A 21,042-nucleotide genomic window follows, 5' to 3' on the forward strand; every position below is an offset into this window, starting at 1 on the left:
GTATTCGCAACAGCCAGATCAGGATCGGCATGCGCCACGGCAACCCATGCCAGGGCGCCAACGCATCCCCCAACCAGGATCGATAGCGTACGACGCACAACCTCCCCAACCTCGAAAAAACCCCAAAAGTTCTGCTCTGCCTTGATTAAATTGATTTTTTTCATCTTAAGATTTTACCGTAGCCCCCAAAAACCGGTTCAAAGGTAAAAAGCCTCCAGCCGATACCCTGACACAGGGATATCCAAAACCCCTGGCTCCACGCGCAACCCCAGGGAAACCGCCCATTCCGCGTGGGCTGCCATCGCAGCAACCGTGGCCCCCATGTCTTGCGGCGTCAGCACACGGCGCAAAACCGGGGTGTCTGCATGATCAGTCAGCGTGAGTTCGATATGGGTTCGCGCTACCTCGGTCGCTGCGGTGTTGCGTACCGTGAAACCGAGATGGAAATCCCCCCCACCCGTTCGCATAAAGGCTGCGGATTCGATCACCACCGCATCGATCCGACGCGGCGCGTCGATCTGGCAAGCTAGCACGCTGCACAAGGCACGCAATGCAGTGCGGGATGCAGGCCAGTGTGAGGCTAGGTTGTCGCGTTCCCAGTACGCGCCCTGCGCCAGCAGCCCCCCCGTGGCAAGTAGCGACACCAGCCCCCAGACCACGTGATACATCCACGTCTTGGCAGAAGGGCGATGCTGCAAAAAAGAGGGCGGCGGGTCGTCGTCGTCCATATCCAGGGGCAACGGCTCCCAATCCACATCCAGCGCAGGTTCCGCGCCAGGAATCACCGCTCCAGCATCTGGAACGGATGGCAAGGAGGGGTCGGATGCGTGGAATGGGTGGGATGCCATGGGTTGTACGCCAGCCGCTGGCATCTGCCTTGCAGGCAGAGTGGCCTGCTGCTCGATGTACGCCCCCCCCGGAGCATCCGGCTGGGATGCCAGCATGTGCAGCGCGCCATCGAACACTTCCCCGCAACGCCCGCAGCGTACCCAGCCTTCGGAAATGCGCAATTGGTCGGGAACGACCCGAAAGCAAGTCTTGCACTGGGGGCAACGTGTCACTGCGCCCATGCCGCCTTACCGCAGCGACGCGGTGTACGCGCTCTTCGTGACGGCCTGCCCGGTCAGCAGCACCCAGTCTTCTTCCTGGTCGGAAAGCGTCAGCGTGCAAAACGGCGCATACGCCGCGTGCAACATCTCCACCTGCGATGCCAACACTCCCGCCAACACCAACCAACCCTCGGAACCCAGCAAGGCTTGCAGCCGCCCCGCCAGTGCGACAAGGGGAGTCGCGAGGATGTTCGCCAGCACCACGTCGTAGACGCCATGCGCTACATCCGGCAAGCCGCAATTCAGCGCGATACCGTTTGCGCTGGCGTTGGCGCGGGTGGCATCCAACGCAGCGGGGTCGATATCGACGGCGCAGACTTCGCCAGCACCCCACAGCCCTGCGGCCATGCCCAGGATGCCGGAACCACAGCCGTAATCGAGCACGCGACGCCCCCGGACACGATCCTGCCAATTCGCAATCCAACGCAGACACATGCGCGTGCTGGGGTGGGTTCCCGATCCAAAAGCCAAGCCAGGGTCGAGCCGCAATACGGTACGCGCCGAAGCAGGCGGTTCATGCCAGCTCGGAACGATCCAAAACCCCGGGGTGATAGGAACCGGCGCGAACTGGGACTGCGTCCATCGCACCCAATCGACATCCGGAACGGGTTCGATGCCCACGATGTCGACTCCATCGGGCATTCCGCCTTCTCGTGGCTGCCTTGCATTACCCAAGTGATGCAGTCCTTGCAGGGCGCGCTCGGCTTCTTCCCTGTCGACGAACAGCGCCCCGATGCGGGAACGCTGCCACGCCTGCTCCGCCATGCCCGGCTCGCCGAAGACGGCTTGCTCGTCGAGCGTATCGGCGTCTGCATCTTCGACGCTGGTGCTCGACGCACCATGCTCTTCCAAGACCGAGCACACCTCCTCGACGAATGCGGCGGGACAAATCAAACGCAACTCGACCACGTCAGCCTTTGCGCAAAGTACCCATCAGCCACGGAAACTGCTACGAGGCCCGTAAGACATCGCGCAACGCCTGCCGCAATACCCGCCGCAACGACGGATGCAGAGCACTTGCTGCGCTTGTCCGCTCGCGCCCGGTATCGCAAAACGCTGTTCACTACTGGCGCGCCCGGTTTGCGAGCCATCCTTCCAGGTAGTGGATGTTTGCGCCCCCGGCCTGAAATTGCGCATCGACGACCAGCTCCCGGTGCAATGGCAGATTGGTGTGGATGCCCTCCACCACCGTTTCCCCGAGTGCAGTGCGCATCCGCGCCAGCGCCATTTCCCGCGTGTCAGCGTGGACGATGAGCTTGCCGACCATCGAGTCGTAGTACGGCGGTACGTAGTAGTTGGTGTACACGTGCGAATCGACGCGCACCCCTGGCCCCCCTGGGGGATGCCACATCGTGATGCGCCCCGGCGAAGGCAAACCACGGTACGGGTCTTCGGCGTTGAGCCGACATTCGATGGCATGGCCGCGCATGGTGATTTGGCGCTGTGTAAAGGGGAGCTTGTCCCCCGCTGCCACCATGATTTGCGTCTTGACGATGTCGATGCCCGTGACCAGCTCGGTCACAGGGTGCTCCACCTGCACCCGGGTGTTCATCTCGATGAAGTAGAACTCCTCGTTTTCGTACAGGAACTCGAAAGTGCCCGCGCCCCGGTAGCCAATTTTTTTGCACGCAGCCACGCAGCGCTCGCCCACCCGCTCAATGAGCTTGCGCGGAATATGCGGCGCAGGGGCTTCCTCGATGATTTTCTGGTGGCGACGCTGCATCGAACAGTCCCGCTCGCCTAGGTACACGGCATTGCGGTGTTTGTCTGCCAGCACCTGGATTTCGATGTGCCGTGGCCCCTGCAGGTACTTTTCCATGTAGACAGCGGGGTTGCCGAATGCAGCATCCGCCTCGGACTTGGTCATCGTCACGGCATTGGCCAGCGCCGCCTCCGTATGCACGACACGCATACCACGCCCACCGCCACCGCCCGCAGCCTTGATGATGACCGGATAGCCAATCGCCTTTGCAATGCGTTTGACTTGTACGAGGTCCTCCGGCAACTCGCCTTCGGAACCCGGCACACAAGGCACCCCCGCCTTGATCATGGCTTGCTTGGCGGCCACCTTGTCCCCCATGATGCGGATCGATTCCGGGGTCGGGCCGATGAACTGAAAGCCACTGCGTTCCACACGCTCGGCAAAGTCCGCGTTTTCACTCAAAAAACCGTAGCCGGGGTGGATGGCTTCCGCATCGGTCACCTCCGCAGCGGAAATGATCGCCGGCATATTGAGATAGCTTTGCGCAGAAGGCGCAGGCCCGATGCAAACGGCTTCCTCGGCCAGTTTGACGTACTTGGCCTCGCGGTCGGCCTCGGAATACACCATCACTGCCTGCACGCCAAGCTCGCTGCATGCACGCTGGATTCGCAGGGCGATTTCCCCCCGGTTGGCGACAAGGATCTTTTTGAACATGCGCAAGACCCCAGATCAATCGATGACGAACAGCGGCTGCCCGTACTCCACGGGTTGCCCGTTTTCCACCAAGACGCTGCGGATCGTCCCGGCATAGTCGGCGTCGATCTCATTGAGGATCTTCATCGCCTCGATGATGCACAGGGTATCCCCCTCTTTCACTGCCACGCCTACCTCGACGATGGGCTTGCCTCCGGGGGAAGCAGAGCGGTAGAACGTGCCAACCATCGGCGACTTGACGACGTGGCCCGTCTCCGGTTGCACCACCGGGGGCACCGGAGCATCGACAGCCAGCGTGGACACAGAAGGCATGGCTACAGTGATCGGCGCCGACACCGCTGCATGAGAAACGCCCCCCGCTCCCGAACCTTTGACAATGCGCACGCTCCCTTCGGCCTCGGTAATTTCCAGTTCCGAAACATTGGACTCCGATACAAGGTCGATCAAAGTCTTGAGTTTTCTCAGATCCATGCGTACTCCCGGGGAATATGGTTTTTCACCATGGAAAATGAATCAAAATACATGATCTTGTATTCATCTTCCATCAAAACTGCTCTATGCCGTCCCCTACGCCACAGGGAAAGGCCCAACGAATTCAGGGCATTGTAGGCGGGGCACTGCCACCCACCACAAAATCGTCCGCCACGAAAGGTAGGGGATCCACGTCGCACAACGGCATACCTTCGGCCGCAATGCGGCGGGTATATGTGGCGGGCATACCGCAGGCATATGGCGGGCAATTCGCAATCTTTAGTCTTGTTCTGCGAACCCCACAGGCTTTTAGAATCTCTTTATGCATCTACATATCCTCGGAATCTGCGGCACTTTCATGGCTGGGCTAGCGGCCTTGGCCAAGGAAGCAGGGCACCGTGTCACAGGCTGTGACCAAAACGTATATCCCCCGATGAGCGACCAGTTGCGTTCGTTGGGGATCCCCGTCACCCAGGGTTTCGGCGCCGAACAGCTCGACCTGCATCCAGACGTGTACATCGTCGGCAATGTCGTCAGCCGCGCCCGCCGCCCGGACGGTGGTTCGCGCTACCCGCTGATGGAAGCGATCCTGGATGCCGGTCTGGCCTTCACCAGCGGGCCCCAATGGCTGCATGACCATGTTTTGCAAGGCAGGCATGTCGTTGCCGTGGCAGGCACCAACGGCAAAACGACGACCACGGCAATGGTCGTCGCGATCCTGGAACATGCAGGCATGCGCCCGGGGTTTCTCATCGGTGGCGTTCCCCGGCAGTTTGGTGTCTCCGCCCGGCTGGGCGCAGGCCCGTTCGTCATCGAAGCCGACGAATACGACACCGCGTTCTTTGACAAGCGCAGCAAATTCCTGCACTACCGGCCCAGAACGCTCGTGCTCAACAACCTGGAGTTCGACCATGCCGACATCTTCGATGACCTCTCGGACATCGAACGCCAGTTCCATCACCTGATCCGGACGATCCCCGGCATCGGCTCGCATGGAAGTGGCAGGATCCTCGTCAATGCCACGCAAGAGAGCTTGCAGCGGGTGCTGGCGATGGGCTGCTGGAGCGAGGTACGCAGCTTCGGAACCCCGACGAGCGACTATGCCGCAGAAGGCGATGCCAGGGATTTCGCCGTTCTCGTTCGCGGTACCGCCAAAGGCCGCGTGCAATGGGATCTGTCCGGCTTGCACAACCAGCACAACGCGCTCGCGGCCATTGCAGCTTGCGAGCATTTGTGGGTGGCAGCCAGTGTGGCGTCGCAGGCGTTGTCCCAATTCCAGGGGGTGCTACGACGCATGGAAGTGCGCGGTGCCGTTGGCCCAGCAGATACGCCAATCACCGTGTACGACGACTTTGCCCACCACCCCACAGCGATTCGCACCACGCTCGACGGGCTGCGCGCTACGCTCCAAGAAGGGGAACGCATCCTAGCGGTTTTCGAGCCCCGATCCAACACGATGAAGTTGGGGTCGATGAAAGACAAGCTGCCCTGGAGCCTGGAGCCTTGCGATGCCGCCTTTTGCCTGGCTTCCGGGCTGGAATGGGATGCGGCGACAGTGCTGTCGCCCTTGGGAAACCGCGTCACGGTCTGTGCGGAAGCGGCTTCCTTGGTCGACGCGGTATGTAAAGCTGCCAAGCCAGGGGATCACATCGTTTGCATGAGCAACGGCAGCTTCGACGGTATCCATGATCGATTGCTGGATCGCTTGCATCAGCAATACCCCAGCGTTTCCTGAAGCGCTACGACTTGCCCCACACTGAGCCTTGCTGGGGATCGAGCGACAAGCCGATACATTCAGCGACACGGTAGGTACGCCCTTGCAACGGGGGCCATGGATGATTCCCGCACCCATCGAGATGCCATGCACTTCCTAATCCTTATCGTCTGGGTAGCGTACACGGCGTGTGCCGGGGCGCAGTCTCTCCCCACCGGGGGGGGGAATGCGATACCAGCCCACCCGAACGATTTTGCTACACATAGCGTTGCAGCGCGGCTCAGTGCCGCACTGCCCGCCGCGTCCAAGCAAGACGTGCGCACCAGGGACGATTCGGACGATGCGCAGCGGTGGCTTCCCTACGGATCCGGGTACGAAACCCGGATGCGCTCGGGAAGCGGATCGCACCAAGGTGCAGGGCGTGGAGGTGGGAGAGGCGGCTCCGGCCGCGGACGGTAATCTTCAACTTTCAAGGAAATCATCATGACAACCACCACGCAAAACAGCATGTATCGCACTTTGGCCATCCTCGCCACTTCCCTCGCCGTCGTTGGCGCCGTCCATGCAGCAGGCCCGAACGGCAAGGGCCGCGCCATGGGCGCTGGAACCGGCACCAGTGGCACCGCCACCCAAACCCGTTCCCAGATGCATACCCCCGGCACAGGATTGGGCACTGCTACGGGTAGCGCTGTATCGCGTGGCGCCCAGCGTGGTATCCACACGCCTGGAACGGGCCTGACGCAATCGACGACCGCGACGACATCGACCGCGCAGTAATCCTGCCCAGTCCGATCAGGCAGTGCCTGGTCGGACTGGGGAATCCTTCCATCCAGGAGACCGCCATGCGTCACGCCCTGCTTGCCCTTGCGCTCTGCACTGGCTGCGCCGCAGCCCAGGAAACCGGCGTCGTGTTGTCCTCGACGCCCATCATCGAAACCATCACCGTATCCCGGGAAGTCTGCACGACGACCGAAGAATGGGTGGCCCGACCCAAAACCGGCGCTGGCGCCGCAGCAGGCGCCGTGCTGGGCGGGGTGCTCGCCCATGCAACGGCCCGAGGCCGCGACCGCGCAACGACGACCATGCTCGGTGTCATGGGCGGCGCCGTGCTGGGTGACCAACTCGAACGCACGACGACGGAGCCACGCAGTGTGCAGCGCTGCGTCCTACAACCGGAGCTAGAGCAACGAATCGTTGGCTACGAGGTGGTGTACCGCTATGCAGGCAGACGCCACACTGCCCGACTGCCCCAGGCGCCGGGAGCCACGATTGCCCTCACCGTTAGCCCGACAGCAACGCTCGCACCGACACCCAGGCCTGCGCGTACCACCGACGCCACAACAACGACCGTCATCGTCCAAGCGCCGCCCCGCCCTAGCCGTATGTATAGAGAGCCATACACGCCATGGCGTGCGCACTATTCCCGTCCAGCCCCTCGGGAAATGCAGTACGAGCGCTGGCGATAATAGTTTTATGAACCAACTCGACGCCCTCAAACAGTACACCACCGTGGTCGCCGACACCGGCGACTTCCGGCAAATCGAAACCTACAAGCCGACGGATGCCACGACCAATCCGTCGCTGATTCTGCGGGCTGTTCGCAAGCCCGAGTACCGGGCACTGCTCACCGAAACGGCGGCCCGATACCGTGGGGGAGCCGTGGACGAAATCGTCGACCGCTTATTGGTCCGTTTTGGCTGCGAGATTTTGTCGATCGTCCCTGGCAGGGTATCCACCGAAGTCGATGCCCGCCTCAGTTTCGACGTCACTGCCACGGTGGCGCGTGCGGAACGCCTCATCGAGATGTATGAGGCCCAAGGCATCCATGCCAACCGGGTGCTCATCAAGGTCGCTGCAACGTGGGAGGGCATCGCCGCTGCCGGGCAGCTCGAACGCAAGGGCATCCACACGAACCTGACCCTGCTGTTTTCCTTCTGCCAAGCCGTAGCCTGCGCCCAAGCCCGGGTGCGGCTAATTTCCCCTTTCGTAGGCCGCATCTACGACTGGTACAAAAAAGCCGCAGGCCCCAACTGGGTTGAAGCCGACAACGCCGACGCCAACGACCCCGGCGTGCGCTCCGTTTCCACCATCTTCCATTACTACAAGAAATTTGGCATCGCCACCCAGATCATGGGAGCGAGTTTCCGCAACACGGGGCAAATCGCCGCGCTGGCAGGCTGTGATTTGCTGACCATCAGCCCGGAGCTGCTCGCCGAACTCGCCGCGAGCGAAGCGCCCTTGGGACGTGCGCTTGACCCCCAGCAAGCCAAAGGGATGGACATTGAGCACATGCACTACGACGAAGCAGCGTTCCGCTTTGCCCTGAACCAGGATGCCATGGCGACTGACAAGCTCGCCGAAGGCATTCGCGCTTTTTGCGCCGATGCCGAAAGCCTTGATCAGCTTTTGCTATCGGCTTGACCCTTTTTCTCCCCTACCCTGCCCTAGGCTCTGCGTCTACGTCTAGGGCACAGGACACCAACGCGCGGCACCTGCCGCGCGCTTTTTTTGTCGAAACACTTGGAGGAACCGTATGAACCAGACCCGTTGCGACCGTACCCCCGCCTGGATCGCCTTGCAAAACCACTATGCCGATGCGGGCCAAGGCTTTGATCTGCGCACGGCTTTTGCGCAGCAGCCCGACCGGCCCCAGCGCTTCGCCATCGAAGCGCCGCACGTCTTTGCCGACCTCTCCAAGAACTGGATCGATGAAGCTGCCTCTGCCCTGCTGCTCGACCTGGCCAGCCAAAGCGGGCTACCCCGGCACCGGGATGCCATGTTCGGCGGGGAAGCCATCAACCACACCGAACAACGCGCCGTGATGCACTGGTTGTTGCGCAGCCCCGCCAACGCCCCCGTCAATACCGGTTTCGTCGCCGACATGCTGCGGGAAGTCCACACCACGCTCGATGCCATGCTTGCGTATGCAGAGCGTGTCCGCGCCGATGCCACGATCACCGACGTAGTGAATATCGGGATTGGTGGCTCCGACCTCGGCCCGCAAATGGCCACGCTGGCGCTCGACGAATACGTCACCCCCACGAAGCGCTTCCATTTCGTCTCCAACGTCGATGGGCACGAACTGGCTGCCGTGCTGCGTCGCATTCGCCCCGACAACACGCTGTTCCTGATCGCCAGCAAGACTTTTACAACGATCGAGACAATGACCAACGCCCGGTCTGCCAAGGCCTGGTTCGAGGCGCAGGGCGGCAAAGACGTAGGACGGCATTTCGCCGCGCTCACAACCAACGTCGCCGCCGCGCGGGACTTCGGCATCGACACCACCTTCGGGTTCTGGGACTGGGTGGGAGGGCGCTATTCGGTCTGGTCGGCCATTGGGCTGCCACTCGCCATCGCCGTCGGTGCAGCGAACTTCCGCGCCTTCCTGGCCGGCGCGCACGACATGGACGAGCATTTCCGCACTGCCCCCCTCGCTCGCAACCTGCCCGTGCAATTGGGCTTGCTCGACATCTGGTACCGCAACTTCCATGGCCTGTGCAGCCGCTGCATCGCCCCGTACCACAGCGCACTGCGGCGCTACCCCGCCTACTTGCAGCAACTGGAAATGGAAAGCAACGGCAAGCGGGTCGATAGCGATGGCGCCGCGCTGCCTTTCGCGACCTCGCCCGTGCTGTGGGGGGAACCGGGAACCAATGGCCAACATGCCTACTTTCAGATGCTGCACCAGGGCACCGATGTCGTTCCGGTCGAATTCGTCGCAGTCAAAAAACCGCAGCATGACTTGCCTGGTCACCATACCCTGCTGCTCTCCAATGTAGTAGCACAGGCCCAGGCGTTGATGCAGGGCAAGGCAGATCCCGGCGGTCACCGCCACTTCGTCGGCAACCGCCCCAGCACGCTACTGATGCTGGAAGAACTGACCCCCGCCAGCCTGGGGGCGCTGCTTGCCTTGCAGGAGCACCGCGTTTTCGTCAGCGGCAGCCTGTGGGGGATCAACAGCTTCGACCAATGGGGGGTGGAATTGGGCAAAGTGCTAGCCAAGGACATCGAAGCCCGCTTGGTCAGCGGCGATGTAGTCGGGCTGGACGGTTCCACGGCTGCGCTGGTGCAACGCCTGCGTTCGTGAATCGCCTGCGCTTGTGACCCCCCCGGTGGCGCACATGACCCCCTGCAATCTCGTTCTCGACTTCGGCTCCGTCCTGTTCGCCTGGGATCGCGTCGGGCTGGTTCGCGAAGCCTTTGCCGATCTGCCCGACGACCGCGCAGCGGATGTGGCGCGCAGTCTGTTCGACCACCAAGACTGGCTGGATTTCGACCGGGGCGTGCTCGACGCTGACGGCGTGGCTCGGCGTGCGGTGGAACGCCTCGGCGTTACGCCCACTGCGGTGCTGTGGTTGATCGAACGCATCGGCGAGACGCTAACCCCCATCCCCGGGACGCTGGCCCTGTTCGAGCACTGGTGCGCACGGCGCGATGCAGGTGGCTGCGAGCGCGTGTACTACCTCTCGAACATGTCCACCGTCCATGCCGATGCGCTGCGGCGGCGTTTTCCCTTTTTGCAGCGCTTCGACGGGGGTGTCTTTTCGAGCGCGGAGCATTGCATCAAGCCTGACCCTGCCATCTACCTGCTACTGCAAGACCGGTACGCACTGGCTCCTGCCGATACCGTCTTCGTCGATGACGTACAAGCCAACGTCGATGCCGCCCGCGCACTGGGCTGGCACGCCATCCATTTCACGTCGGCGGCGCAGACGCAGCGCATCCTTGAAGAAGAATACGGATGCGCTTTGGACGTGCCACGATGCGCTTGAGGCGCGTACCTCCACATTCCTGGCAACGTCCCTGCTGCGTAACGCTTGATCAGCGGCACCCATGCCAGACATCCCTTATCTGGCGCTGACCGGGCCGACGGCATCCGGCAAAACCGCCGCCGCGCTCGCCATCGCCCGGCAGCATCCCGTAGAAATCGTCAGCGTCGATTCCGCGCAGGTCTACCGGGGCATGGACATCGGCACGGCCAAGCCCACTGCTGAAGAACGCGCGCTCGTCGTCCACCATCTGCTCGACATCCGCGACCCCACCGATCCATACAGCGCGGCGGAATTCGTTGCAGACGCCCGTCGCCTCATCGCGGATATCCGCCAACGCAACAAGCTGCCGTTGCTCGTCGGCGGAACGATGCTGTACCTCAAGGCACTGCGTGACGGGCTGGACGACATCCCCAGCGCCGACCCCGCCCTGCGAACCCGCATCCAAGCGCAAGCAGCCGATTTGGGCTGGCCCGCCCTGCACGCAGAGCTTGCCCGCGTGGACCCAGTGACTGCGGCGCGGCTTGCTCCCAACGATTCACAGCGCATCGGCAGAGCGTTGGAGGTCTACCAAGCCAGCGGACGGCCCCTGTCGTCCTTCCACGGCCAATCCAAACAGGATGCGCAACCCTTGCCGGGGATGGTGCTCGTATCGCTGGAACCGCGCAACCGCGAATGGCTGCACCACCGCATTGCGCAGCGTTTCGACCAGATGCTTGCTGGTGGACTGCTCGAAGAAGTCCAGGCACTGCGCTCATGCAGTGGCATACACGCCGACCTGCCCGCCATGCGCTGCGTAGGCTACCGCCAGGCATGGCAAGCGCTGGATGGCGCAATACCGATGGCAGCACTACGAGACCAGGGCATCCACGCCACCCGCCAGCTTGCCAAGCGGCAACTCACCTGGCTGCGATCCTGGCCTGATCGCCACGTCGTTGCCTGCGATGCAGACGATGGCGGCGATGCCGTGGAACGAGTTTGTGCGTTGGCTGGCAGGTTTTTGGGGGAACGATGACCGCGATGCCGAAGGTAATCTCTTCGTAAAAACTTGGCAAGAGCGTATTAGCTGTGATTTTGACGATCCCTGCCTTCTCGGACAGCATGAATGATGTCTTCACGGCTCCAATGCAATTGGACGCCTTGGACATCAAGAGGAGAGCAGCTTTCTTTTTCAGGCGATAGCAAGAAAGACCTTCCATCCCTGCGCGTAATACGGACGGCCCCCTCTAATTTGGCAATATCGAGAACGGAAGCGAATTTCTGACGGGCTTCTGACAATGTATAAAACTTCATGGACTCAACCTCTAGAATTTGAATCGCAAGATCGCTAGCTATTTTATTGAGTGGCTCATCAATGGAAAGCAAAGGCGATTTATATTGCAAAGCGCAAACCAATAAATCCATGATGTAAAGAAAAGTTTTTCGTTGTCAGACCATTTTCCAGGACTTCTGGAGAATTTACACCTCTACCACCTCCACCCTCTCCCCATCGCTCAACATCAACCAGCTATGCAGCTTCGCCATCGCCGCTATCTCCGGCAACGCACGGTATGCGGCAATTTGTTCCAGCCCTTCTTGTCTCTTGGCTGCCCATCTCGCTTCGCCTTCTTGCTTCTTGGCGTATTTCAATTCGATCAAATGTTGCCCAGCCAGCTCAAATGGGCTACGTTCCCACAGCAATACATCGGGGTAGCGGCGGTTCACTTCCGGTTCGCTTTGTAAACGCCATACGGAAGTTTGAAATAACAGCGTTACCAAGATGACTTTGAGGTGCTTTTCGTCCATCCTCATGCTGTCCCGGTTCGATAGGTGTTGTAGCACCCGTTCCAACTGGGAACGCAACGGTTCGATGTCATTGGCGCGGTACAAAGCGCGCAGGGCATTGCGCACTTCCCAGATCGGAAGATCAACGTGATTGCGTTGCTCCAATTCCACAAGAAAATACTGAAAGTACAACTCGCGAATTACATGATTCGGGATTGCATAGCGCATATCGTTCCCATCTCCCCCGGAAAGAGACGCAAAGCCCACATACGCCAGCAGGCTAATGAAGTCATCCCGCCCAAAGGTTTTATCCAAGTCAAATCGGCGCTGCTGCTGGGCTATCACTTCGCCATCGGTAACCAGTGCTTCTAGCACGCGATAGTTGTCTTCACGGTCTCCAATCGCAAATAATGCCATCAGCTTGCTGTAGTCGGATGCAATGTTTTCATCGAGCATTCGATCCGGGTATGCGCAATTCTTGTGGTCAAAGTTGTCCGCAAAATACAGCACCATATCGGAGTTATAGATGGCGTGGCCTCTACGGTGAAACCGGTACCCGTTGTACCAGTGGGTCACGTCTTCCATCACCGTCTCGGCATCCAGCTTGCATCCCTCTACCAAGGGCCGAATCAGTGAGAACGTCTCTTCGCGGGTAAAGCCGAGAATGTCGTGGAAATCTTCCTCGAATGTCAAGTTCTTGGCGATGTTGAACCCACTCGTCAAGCTATCGAGCATGATGGCCGTAACGCCGGTAATAAAAAACCGGTCAATGGTTCCCGCTTGCGTTGCAGACTTGATCGTTTCATAAAAACTCCGTACAAACCCACCTTTTCCGACTGCGGATCGAAATGCATCCATGTCTTCGGCAAGAAGGCTATTGGCAAAATGGTCGTATTCGTCAATCAATAGCAGAATCTTTTGGCTGGTTTGGGCCACATAGCGAAGCAGTATTCCAAGCTTGGCTTGTGGTAAAGATTGCTGTTGTACTGCGTTGATCGCGTCTTGGGGATACCCATAACGTTCCAGAAAAGAAATGGCCCCGTATTCGACCCTAAATGCGAATCCCTGCAATAGAACATCTATCCCCCGCGAGGTATCGATCCCACTAAAATCCAGCACCAACACTTGGTACGCATTCGCCAGCGATGTCGGGTTCCTGCCAACGTGCAGCTTGCCAAATAGTGCTTCAAATTCCGGCTTTCGACGCTGGTCGTAATAATGCTCCAACATCGACAAAAACAGGCTTTTGCCGAAGCGGCGCGGGCGCATCAAAACGTGGTAGCTGCCATGCGCTTCGAGTTGGACGATGTAATGGGTGCGGTCTACGTAAAAATGGTCTTCAGTGATCAATTTGTAAAAATTGCTCAAGCCATAGGGTATTTTTGGCAATGTAGTCATGATTCTTGAATCACACAATGAGGATATAGATCGAAACTTCCGTTGCTCCTTGCAACGCGTTGGAATTGCTAGGAAATGAATGGGGTTGTAACATCGACAAAAATTACGATCGACGCTGACATAAGCGATCTATGCATTGCCATACCTTGCAACCCTGCTCACGCCACCTCCATCACATCCACCCTTTCCCCATCGCTCAACATCAACCAGCTATGCAGCTTCGCCATCGCCGCTATCTCCGGCAACGCACGGTATGCGGCAATTTGTTCCAGCCCTTCTTGTCGCTTGGCTTCCCATCCCGCTTCGCCTTCCTGCTTCTTGGCGTATTTCAATTCGATCAGATGTTGCCCAGCCAGTTCAAAGGGGCTGCGTTCCCGGAGCAATACATCGGGGTAGCGGCGGTTCACTTCCGGTTCGCTTTGTAAACGCCATACGGAAGTTTGAAATAACAGCGTTACCAAGATGACTTTCAAGTGCTTTTCGTCCATCCTCATGCTGTCCCGGTTCGATAGGTGTTGTAGCACCCGTTCCAACTGGGAACGCAACGGTTCGATGTCATTGGCGCGGTACAAAGCGCGCAGGGCATTGCGCACTTCCCAGATCGGAAGATCAACGTGATTGCGTTGCTCCAATTCCACAAGAAAATACTGAAAGTACAACTCGCGAATTACATGATTCGGGATTGCATAGCGCATATCGTTCCCATCTCCCCCGGAAAGAGACGCAAAACCCACATACGCAAGGAGGCTAATGAATTCATCACGCCCAAAGGTTTTATCCAAATCAAATCGGCGTTGCTGCTGGGCTATCACTTCGCCATCGGTGACCAGTGCTTCTAGCACGCGATAGTTGTCTTCCTGATCGCCGATGGAAAACAATGCCATCAGCTTGCTGTAGTCGGATGCAATGTTTTCATCGAGCATTCGATCCGGGTATGCGCAATTCTTGTGGTCAAAGTTGTCCGCAAAATACAGCACCATATCGGAGTTATAGATGGCGTGGCCTCTGCGGTGAAACCGGTACCCGTTGTACCAGTGGGTCACGTCTTCCATCACCGTCTCGGCATCCAGCTTGCATCCCTCCACCAAGGGCCGAATCAGTGAGAACGTCTCTTCGCGGGTAAAGCCGAGAATGTCGTGGAAATCTTCCTCGAATGTCAAGTTCTTGGCGATGTTGAACCCACTCGTCAAGCTATCGAGCATGATGGCCGTAACGCCGGTAATAAAAAACCGGTCAATGGTTCCCGCTTGCGTTGCAGACTTGATCGTTTCATAAAAGCTGCGTACAAACCCACCTTTTCCGACTGCGGATCGAAATGCATCCATGTCTTCGGCAAGAAGGCTATTGGCAAAGTGGTCGTATTCATCTATCAATAGCAGAATCTTTTGGCCAGTTTGGGCTACATAGCGAAGCAACATTCCGAGTTTGGCCTGTGGTAAAGACTGCTGCTGCACTGCGTTGATCGCATCTTGGGGATACCCATAACGTTCCAGAAATGAGAGTGCCCCGTATTCCACCCGGAATGCAAATCCCTGCAATAAAACATCTATCCCCCGCGAGGTATCGATCCCGCTGAAATCCAGCACCAGCACTTGGTACGCATTCGCCAGCGGTGTCGGGTTCCTGCCTACGTGCAGCTTGCCAAATAGTGCTTCAAATTCCGGCTTACGACGCTGATCGTAATAGTGTTCCAGCATCGACAAAAACAGGCTTTTGCCAAAGCGGCGCGGACGCATCAAAACGTGGTAGCGGCCATGCGCTTCGAGTTTTGCGATATATCCGGTGCGGTCGATATAAAAATATTCTTCCAGGGCGACTTGCCGGAAATTGCTTAGGCCATAGGGTAGTTTGGGTAATGTAGTCATGGTTCTTGGATTACAAAATGAGGATGTAGATCGGTACTGCTGTTACTTCTTGCAACGAGTGGGCATTGCATGAGCATGAGGGGATGTATAGCCGCAACAGCAATTACGATGAACGCTGGCATACACAATCCCATGCCGTGCAGCTCACGCCACCTCCATCACCTCGATCACCTCCACCCTTTCCCCATCGCTCAACATCAACCAGCTATGCAGCTTCGCCATCGCCGCTATCTCCGGCAACGAACGGTATGCGGCAATTTGTTCCAGCCCTTCTTGTCTCTTGGCTGCCCATCCCGCTTCGCCTTCCTGCTTCTTCGCGTATTTCAATTCGATCAAATGCTGCCCAGCCAGTTCAAAGGGGCTGCGTTCCCACAGCAATACATCGGGATAGCGCCGGTTCACTTCCGGTTCGCTTTGTAAACGCCATACGGAAGTTTGAAATAACAGCGTTACCAGGATGACTTTCAGGTGCTTTTCGTCCATCCTCATGCTGTCCCGGTTCGATAGGTGTTGCAGCACCCGTTCCAACTGGGAACGCAACGGTTCGATGTCATTGGCGCGGTACAAAGCTCGCAGGGCATTGCGCACTTCCCAGATCGGAAGATCAACGTGATTGCGTTGCTCCAATTCCACAAGAAAATACTGAAAGTACAACTCGCGAATTACATGATTCGGGATTGCATAGCGCATATCATTCCCGTCGCCACCAGCAAGCGACGCAAAACCCACATACGCCAGCAGGCTAATGAAGTCATCCCGCCCAAAGGTTTTATCTAAATCAAATCGGCGTTGCTGCTGGGCTATCACTTCGCCATCGGTCACTAGCGCTTCCAGTACGCGATAGTTGTCTTCACGGTCTCCAATCGCAAATAACGCCATCAGCTTGCTGTAGTCGGATGCAATGTTTTCATCGAGCATTCGATCCGGGTATGCGCAGGCTTTTTGGTCGAACTTCTTGGCAAAGTACAGCACCATATCGGAGTTGTAGACGGTATGGCACCTGCGGTGGAACCGGTATCCGTTGTACCAGTACGTCACATCTTCCATCAGAGCGTCAGGATTCATTCCACAATATTCTGCCAAGGGGTGGAGTAGCGCAAGTGTTTCTTCCCGCGTAAAGCCCAGAATATCATGAAAATCTTCCTCGAAGGTCAGATTCTCTGCAATGTTGAACCCACTCGTCAAGCTATCGAGCATAATCGCCGTGACGCCGGTAATAAAAAACCGGTCAATGGTGCCCGCTTGCGTTGCAGACTTGATCGTTTCATAAAAGCTGCGAACAAATCCACCTTTGCCGACTGCGGATCGAAATGCATCCATGTCTTCGGCAAGAAGGCTATTGGCAAAATGGTCGTATTCGTCAATCAATAGCAGCAATTTGTGGCCAGAACGCGCCACGTATTGGCACAACACAGTGATCTGTTCTTGTGGAGAAGGCAGCCTACGCAATTCTTCCCGGGTAGACGCCGAATAGCCATAGCGTTCCAGAAAATCGAGCGCAGGCAGCGTCACTTTCGACATAAACCCCCGCCGCAAGGTATCGACGCCATTACCGGTTTCGATCCCACTAAAATCCAGCACCAGCACTTGGTAAGCATTCGCCAGCGGTGTCGGGTTCCTGCCTACGTGCAGCTTGCCAAATAATGCGTCAAATTCCGGCTTGCGACGCTGGTCGTAATAATGCTCCAGCATCGACAAAAACAGGCTTTTGCCAAAGCGGCGCGGACGCATCAAAACGTGGTAGCGGCCATGTTCTTCGAGTTTTGCGATATATCCGGTGCGGTCGATATAAAAATAATCTTCTAGGGCAACTTGCCGGAAATTGCTTAGGCCATAGGGTAGTTTTGGCAATGTAGTCATGGTTCTTGGGTCACAAATCAACCCTCCGCCTCGTGCCGCAGCGCGGGGAACAGAATCACATCGCGGATATTGGGGGAATCGGTCAGCAGCATCATCAGCCTGTCGATGCCGATACCACAGCCGCCTGTGGGGGGCATGCCGTATTCCAAGGCGCGGATGAAATCGGCGTCATAGTGCATGGCTTCCTGATCCCCACGCTCCCGGGCCTGCACCTGCGCACGAAAACGCACAGCCTGTTCCTCGGCGTCATTCAATTCGCTGAACCCGTTGCCGAATTCGCGCCCGGTGATGTACAGCTCGAAGCGCTCGGCCACCTCGGGCCGCTCATCGCTGGCGCGCGCCAGGGGGGAAATCTCGATGGGGTGCTCACACAGAAAGGTGGGCTGCCAAAGCTGTTCCTCGACCACTTCCTCGAAGTACAGCACCTGCAACGCCGCCAGCGAGCGCGTCGAAAGCTGGTGCTGCGCCTCGCTACACCCGTGGCGCAGCAAAGCCTGCCGTAACCACGACGCGCTATCGACGCACAAGCCGCTGCCGTCTTCCATCGCCACCCCGGCAGGGCTGCATTGGCAAATTGCCTCCCGCATCGTCCAGCGCGCAAAGGGCGCTTCCAAATCCACCGCTCTGCCACCGTAAGTCAGTTGCAGCGTGCCCAAGGTCTGGCGGGCAACGTTGCGGATCAATTCTTCGGTGAACGTCATCAGATCGCGATGGTTCCAGTACGCGGCGTAGAACTCCATCATCGTGAATTCAGGGTTGTGCCGAATGCTGATGCCCTCGTTGCGGAAGTTCCGGTTCAGCTCGTAGACGCGCTCGAACCCGCCGACGATCAAACGCTTGAGGTACAGCTCCGGCGCGATGCGCAAATACATCGCCTGATCGAGCGCATGGTGGTGCGTGGCAAAAGGCCGGGCATTGGCCCCCGAGGGGATGGGGTGCAGCATCGGCGTTTCTACTTCGAGGAAGCCCTGCGACGCCATGAAAGCCCGCAACTGCGCAATGGCCTGGCTGCGCAGCACGAAGCGTTGGCGCGCCGACTCATCAATCATCAAATCGACATACCGCTGGCGGTACTTGAGTTCCTGATCACTCAAGCCATGGAACTTGTCCGGCAGGGGCCGCAAGCTCTTGGTCAGCAGCCGGATGGACTGCGCGTGGACGGATAGCTCCCCGGTGCGGGTACGAAACAAATGCCCGACAACGCCAACGATGTCCCCCAAATCCCATCGACGGAATTCGGCGTAGACCTCTTCGCCCACGTCGTTGGATCGCACATAGACCTGGATGCGCCCGGTGGCGTCTTGCAGCGCGACAAAACTGGCCTTGCCCATCACCCGCTTGAGCATCATCCTGCCTGCCATGCGCACTGTGACCGATGCGCGCTCCAGTTCGTCGGCATCGCTTGCCTGGTGCGCAGCGGCGATTGCAGCGGCGCGGTCACGGGGCTGAAAGTCATTGGGAAAGGCAGGCCCCTGGCCCTCAGCCTGGCGCTGGCGCAACTGCCGCAATTTCTCCCGGCGTTCGGCAATCAGATGGTTTTCGTCGAGGGCAGCGGGAGTAACGGAGTCGGAATGGGAATCGGGCATGGGGCACCAAGGGGCAAAAAATGGACAAGGATTGGGATGCCTGAGAACCAATTTCAGTAGGCAGGCGAGCCGAAGCAGTGTGCGTGGCGCCGGAGCGCAGGAACCGGAATGTACTGACAGTACATGAGGATTCCGAGCACCGCCGCGTGCAATGCGATGACGTAGCCCCTACTGGAATAGGTTCTTCAGGGCAGCACTCGACAGGGAAAACCCAATAGGGAAAAACAGATAGTGGGCAGCCCATAAGGGCCGGAAATTCTACGGAGGGGGCTATGCGAAGGGGGCCTACGGGCCTACGACAGAGGCTCTATCTCTCTATCGCAAAGCGAAGTACAGCATGGAAAAGGCTGCATCGCGACTTCCGTCGCTATGACAACTGCTACAACTGCTGCCGTAGCAGCAGGCATTTTTCAGCGTGCATCCTTTCCCTAGCGGGGGAAAAGCCAGGGCAAGGGCAAGCGCCGTAGCCTACTGGGGACATTCCTGCCGTTGGGTATGATGGTTTTACCCCCCTACTCCCGCGCCATCCGCGCAACGTTCATGCTGTTCCAGATCGTTTCCCTATTGCTCGACGTCGTAGTCGGCGTGCTCAGTGGCGCCTGTTTGCTGCGGATGTACGCGCAGTGGTTGCGCGTTCCGCTATCTGCACGTTCCGGCAACCCTCTGGGGGGGCTGCTGGTCTCCCTGACCAATTGGATCGTCCTGCCCCTGCGCCGTGTGCTACCACCGATGGGGCCGATCGACATCGCTTCGCTGCTCGCCGCGTTCGCGCTGCAATGCGTCGAGTACGCGCTGCTCTGGGCGCTGGCCGGTGGTGCGACGGAAGTCTGGGTCATCCTCCTCCTCGCCCTTTTCGGACTGCTACGCACGGCCATCGCCCTGCTGACCGGGATCGTGATCCTCTACGCGCTGCTCTCGTGGTTCCCCGCCAATCCCGCGCTGTCGGACTTCGTCGAGCGTCTCGTCTCCCCCCTGCTGGCCCCGTTACGCAAGGTCATCCCCCTAGCCGGCGGGATCGATCTTTCTCCGCTAATCGTGCTGGTGCTGCTGCAAATCGCAGCAATCGTGCTTGGCGGGCTGCAAAGCGCGGCGTTGCACGGCTAGCGCTGCGGTCTCCCTATTCCACAGCACCGGCGCAGTCCCGCTCCCCCTTCCGCTCACACAGCACTGCCCCGCAGCCCTTCCCACACTGGCTTCACCCCGTGTGGCAGATCAGGCGCCTTGCCCACATCCATCCGGCTTTCGGCTGGGTCATGAAAATCGCTGCCGCAAGAGGCCCATAGCCCATGCTGCGCGGCCAGTCCAGCCCAGTAGGCGCATTCTTCGTCGTTGTGGTTGGAGGTCGCTACCTCAATGCCTTCTCCCCCGCGTTCCTGAAACGCCGCCAGCAATTCCAGCCCCGCCGCACGGCCCATGCGGTATCGCCCGGGATGCGCCAGCACGGCCATGCCACCTGCGCCTCGTATCCACCCGATAGCGTCTGCCATCAATGCCCATTCGTGCGGCACATAGCCCGGTTTGCCCCGCACCAGGTATTTTTTGAAGACGCCCGCCGGGGTACTGCACACCCCCAACGCGACGAGATACCGGGCAAAGTGGGTGCGTGACATCAGCTCGGGGTTGCGCACATACCGCATCGCGCCCTCCCAGGCTCCAGCAATGCCTACGCGGCCCAGTTCCTCGGCAATGGCCCGCGCGCGGTCGACACGCCCCTGCCGCAACCGCTGTAATCGACGCTCCAGCACCGTATCCCCGTCGTCGAACCCGAGTCCGACGATGTGGATCGTGCGGCCAGCGTGCGTCACCGATATTTCCACCCCACTGACGTACCCCACCCCATGGGCCAGCGCAGCAGCCCGAGCACGAGGCTGCCCGCGAATCTCGTCGTGATCGGTCAATGCCCACAGGGTCACTCCATTCGCTGCGGCACGCTCGGCCAACGCTTCCGGGGTCAGGGTGCCGTCGGAAAACATCGAATGGCAGTGCAGATCGGCGCGAATGGCGCCAGTAGCGGTGGCAGACACCTTTGCGCTCTCTTTCCCATCCATAGCTGGTTCCTCTTGCACGGTGCATTCCCGGGGTTGCCCAAG

18 protein-coding genes are annotated in these 21,042 nt (G+C 59.0%); 8 read left to right on the forward strand and 10 right to left on the reverse strand.

What is annotated here, in order from left to right:
• Positions 1-197: 197 nt before the first annotated feature.
• The 4 genes from CENROD_RS05075 to accB all read right to left on the reverse strand — a co-directional run bounded on the left by CENROD_RS05075 (position 198) and on the right by accB (position 3,996).
• Positions 198-1,070, reverse strand: coding sequence for a zinc-ribbon and DUF3426 domain-containing protein (locus CENROD_RS05075; protein ID WP_022772042.1), 873 nt, complete (start codon positions 1,068-1,070; stop codon positions 198-200).
• 6 nt (positions 1,071-1,076) lie between these two features.
• The gene (prmA, locus tag CENROD_RS05080) at positions 1,077-2,018 is read right to left on the reverse strand and encodes a 50S ribosomal protein L11 methyltransferase (protein ID WP_022772043.1); all 942 of its coding nucleotides are present in this window, start codon (positions 2,016-2,018) and stop codon (positions 1,077-1,079) included.
• Between the two features lie 154 nt (positions 2,019-2,172).
• A complete protein-coding gene (gene accC, locus CENROD_RS05085; RefSeq protein ID WP_022772044.1) occupies positions 2,173-3,525 on the reverse strand; it encodes an acetyl-CoA carboxylase biotin carboxylase subunit in 1,353 nt (450 codons plus the stop codon).
• A 15-nt stretch (positions 3,526-3,540) separates the two neighbouring features.
• Positions 3,541-3,996 (reverse strand): acetyl-CoA carboxylase biotin carboxyl carrier protein, encoded by a 456-nt coding sequence (accB, locus tag CENROD_RS05090; protein WP_022772045.1) that lies wholly within the window; start codon positions 3,994-3,996, stop codon positions 3,541-3,543.
• 322 nt (positions 3,997-4,318) lie between these two features.
• Here accB and mpl point away from each other — a divergent pair, with 322 nt between their 5' ends.
• The 7 genes from mpl to miaA all read left to right on the forward strand — a co-directional run bounded on the left by mpl (position 4,319) and on the right by miaA (position 11,494).
• A complete protein-coding gene (gene mpl / locus CENROD_RS05095; protein ID WP_022772047.1) occupies positions 4,319-5,731 on the forward strand; it encodes a UDP-N-acetylmuramate:L-alanyl-gamma-D-glutamyl-meso-diaminopimelate ligase in 1,413 nt (470 codons plus the stop codon).
• A gap of 462 nt (positions 5,732-6,193) precedes the next feature.
• Entirely contained in the window at positions 6,194-6,487 is a 294-nt protein-coding gene (locus tag CENROD_RS05100; protein WP_022772049.1) for a hypothetical protein, read from the forward strand.
• Between the two features lie 65 nt (positions 6,488-6,552).
• On the forward strand, positions 6,553-7,176 hold the full coding sequence (locus CENROD_RS05105; protein WP_022772050.1) for a glycine zipper 2TM domain-containing protein: 624 nt from the start codon (positions 6,553-6,555) through the stop codon (positions 7,174-7,176).
• A gap of 7 nt (positions 7,177-7,183) precedes the next feature.
• Positions 7,184-8,131, forward strand: a complete 948-nt coding sequence (gene tal / locus CENROD_RS05110; protein ID WP_022772051.1) for a transaldolase — start codon at positions 7,184-7,186, stop codon at positions 8,129-8,131.
• A 112-nt stretch (positions 8,132-8,243) separates the two neighbouring features.
• Positions 8,244-9,797, forward strand: a complete 1,554-nt coding sequence (pgi, locus tag CENROD_RS05115; RefSeq protein WP_022772052.1) for a glucose-6-phosphate isomerase — start codon at positions 8,244-8,246, stop codon at positions 9,795-9,797.
• Between the two features lie 34 nt (positions 9,798-9,831).
• Positions 9,832-10,482, forward strand: a complete 651-nt coding sequence (locus CENROD_RS05120; protein WP_022772053.1) for an HAD family hydrolase — start codon at positions 9,832-9,834, stop codon at positions 10,480-10,482.
• A 61-nt stretch (positions 10,483-10,543) separates the two neighbouring features.
• Positions 10,544-11,494 (forward strand): tRNA (adenosine(37)-N6)-dimethylallyltransferase MiaA, encoded by a 951-nt coding sequence (gene miaA / locus CENROD_RS05125; protein WP_022772054.1) that lies wholly within the window; start codon positions 10,544-10,546, stop codon positions 11,492-11,494.
• A gap of 47 nt (positions 11,495-11,541) precedes the next feature.
• On the opposite strand, the gene CENROD_RS05130 is transcribed toward miaA, so the two are convergent.
• The 5 genes from CENROD_RS05130 to lysS all read right to left on the reverse strand — a co-directional run bounded on the left by CENROD_RS05130 (position 11,542) and on the right by lysS (position 18,952).
• Positions 11,542-11,883 carry a type II toxin-antitoxin system Phd/YefM family antitoxin gene (locus tag CENROD_RS05130; RefSeq protein WP_202961176.1) on the reverse strand — a complete coding sequence of 114 codons (342 nt, stop codon included), beginning with the start codon at positions 11,881-11,883 and terminating at the stop codon, positions 11,542-11,544.
• Between the two features lie 54 nt (positions 11,884-11,937).
• Positions 11,938-13,641: an AAA family ATPase gene (locus tag CENROD_RS05135; RefSeq protein ID WP_022772056.1), complete on the reverse strand. Its 1,704-nt coding sequence runs from the start codon at positions 13,639-13,641 to the stop codon at positions 11,938-11,940.
• 158 nt (positions 13,642-13,799) lie between these two features.
• Positions 13,800-15,506 carry an AAA family ATPase gene (locus CENROD_RS05140; protein WP_022772057.1) on the reverse strand — a complete coding sequence of 569 codons (1,707 nt, stop codon included), beginning with the start codon at positions 15,504-15,506 and terminating at the stop codon, positions 13,800-13,802.
• A gap of 144 nt (positions 15,507-15,650) precedes the next feature.
• Positions 15,651-17,366, reverse strand: a complete 1,716-nt coding sequence (locus CENROD_RS05145) for an AAA family ATPase (protein WP_022772058.1) — start codon at positions 17,364-17,366, stop codon at positions 15,651-15,653.
• A gap of 17 nt (positions 17,367-17,383) precedes the next feature.
• Entirely contained in the window at positions 17,384-18,952 is a 1,569-nt protein-coding gene (gene lysS, locus CENROD_RS05150) for a lysine--tRNA ligase (protein ID WP_022772059.1), read from the reverse strand.
• 495 nt (positions 18,953-19,447) lie between these two features.
• On the opposite strand from lysS, the gene CENROD_RS05155 reads away from it, so the two are divergent.
• Entirely contained in the window at positions 19,448-20,056 is a 609-nt protein-coding gene (locus CENROD_RS05155; RefSeq protein ID WP_338010382.1) for a YggT family protein, read from the forward strand.
• Between the two features lie 53 nt (positions 20,057-20,109).
• Here CENROD_RS05155 and CENROD_RS05160 read toward each other — a convergent pair whose 3' ends face one another.
• The gene (locus tag CENROD_RS05160; protein ID WP_338010383.1) at positions 20,110-21,018 is read right to left on the reverse strand and encodes a PHP domain-containing protein; all 909 of its coding nucleotides are present in this window, start codon (positions 21,016-21,018) and stop codon (positions 20,110-20,112) included.
• Positions 21,019-21,042: the final 24 nt, after the last annotated feature.

This window comes from Candidatus Symbiobacter mobilis CR (assembly GCF_000477435.1).
Taxonomy (GTDB): Bacteria; Pseudomonadota; Gammaproteobacteria; order Burkholderiales; family Burkholderiaceae_C; genus Rhodoferax; species Rhodoferax mobilis.

Coding starts and splice junctions, on each gene's coding strand:
- CENROD_RS05100 (WP_022772049.1), top strand. CDS start 6,194: ATGACAACCACCACGCAAAACAGCATGTATCGCACTTTGGCCATCCTC.
- CENROD_RS05140 (WP_022772057.1), bottom strand. CDS start 15,506: ATGACTACATTACCCAAACTACCCTATGGCCTAAGCAATTTCCGGCAA.
- tal (WP_022772051.1), top strand. CDS start 7,184: ATGAACCAACTCGACGCCCTCAAACAGTACACCACCGTGGTCGCCGAC.
- pgi (WP_022772052.1), top strand. CDS start 8,244: ATGAACCAGACCCGTTGCGACCGTACCCCCGCCTGGATCGCCTTGCAA.
- CENROD_RS05145 (WP_022772058.1), bottom strand. CDS start 17,366: ATGACTACATTGCCAAAACTACCCTATGGCCTAAGCAATTTCCGGCAA.
- lysS (WP_022772059.1), bottom strand. CDS start 18,952: ATGCCCGATTCCCATTCCGACTCCGTTACTCCCGCTGCCCTCGACGAA.
- CENROD_RS05105 (WP_022772050.1), top strand. CDS start 6,553: ATGCGTCACGCCCTGCTTGCCCTTGCGCTCTGCACTGGCTGCGCCGCA.
- CENROD_RS05075 (WP_022772042.1), bottom strand. CDS start 1,070: ATGGGCGCAGTGACACGTTGCCCCCAGTGCAAGACTTGCTTTCGGGTC.
- miaA (WP_022772054.1), top strand. CDS start 10,544: ATGCCAGACATCCCTTATCTGGCGCTGACCGGGCCGACGGCATCCGGC.
- mpl (WP_022772047.1), top strand. CDS start 4,319: ATGCATCTACATATCCTCGGAATCTGCGGCACTTTCATGGCTGGGCTA.
- accB (WP_022772045.1), bottom strand. CDS start 3,996: ATGGATCTGAGAAAACTCAAGACTTTGATCGACCTTGTATCGGAGTCC.
- accC (WP_022772044.1), bottom strand. CDS start 3,525: ATGTTCAAAAAGATCCTTGTCGCCAACCGGGGGGAAATCGCCCTGCGA.
- CENROD_RS05135 (WP_022772056.1), bottom strand. CDS start 13,641: ATGACTACATTGCCAAAAATACCCTATGGCTTGAGCAATTTTTACAAA.
- CENROD_RS05130 (WP_202961176.1), bottom strand. CDS start 11,883: ATGGATTTATTGGTTTGCGCTTTGCAATATAAATCGCCTTTGCTTTCC.
- CENROD_RS05120 (WP_022772053.1), top strand. CDS start 9,832: ATGACCCCCTGCAATCTCGTTCTCGACTTCGGCTCCGTCCTGTTCGCC.
- CENROD_RS05155 (WP_338010382.1), top strand. CDS start 19,448: ATGATGGTTTTACCCCCCTACTCCCGCGCCATCCGCGCAACGTTCATG.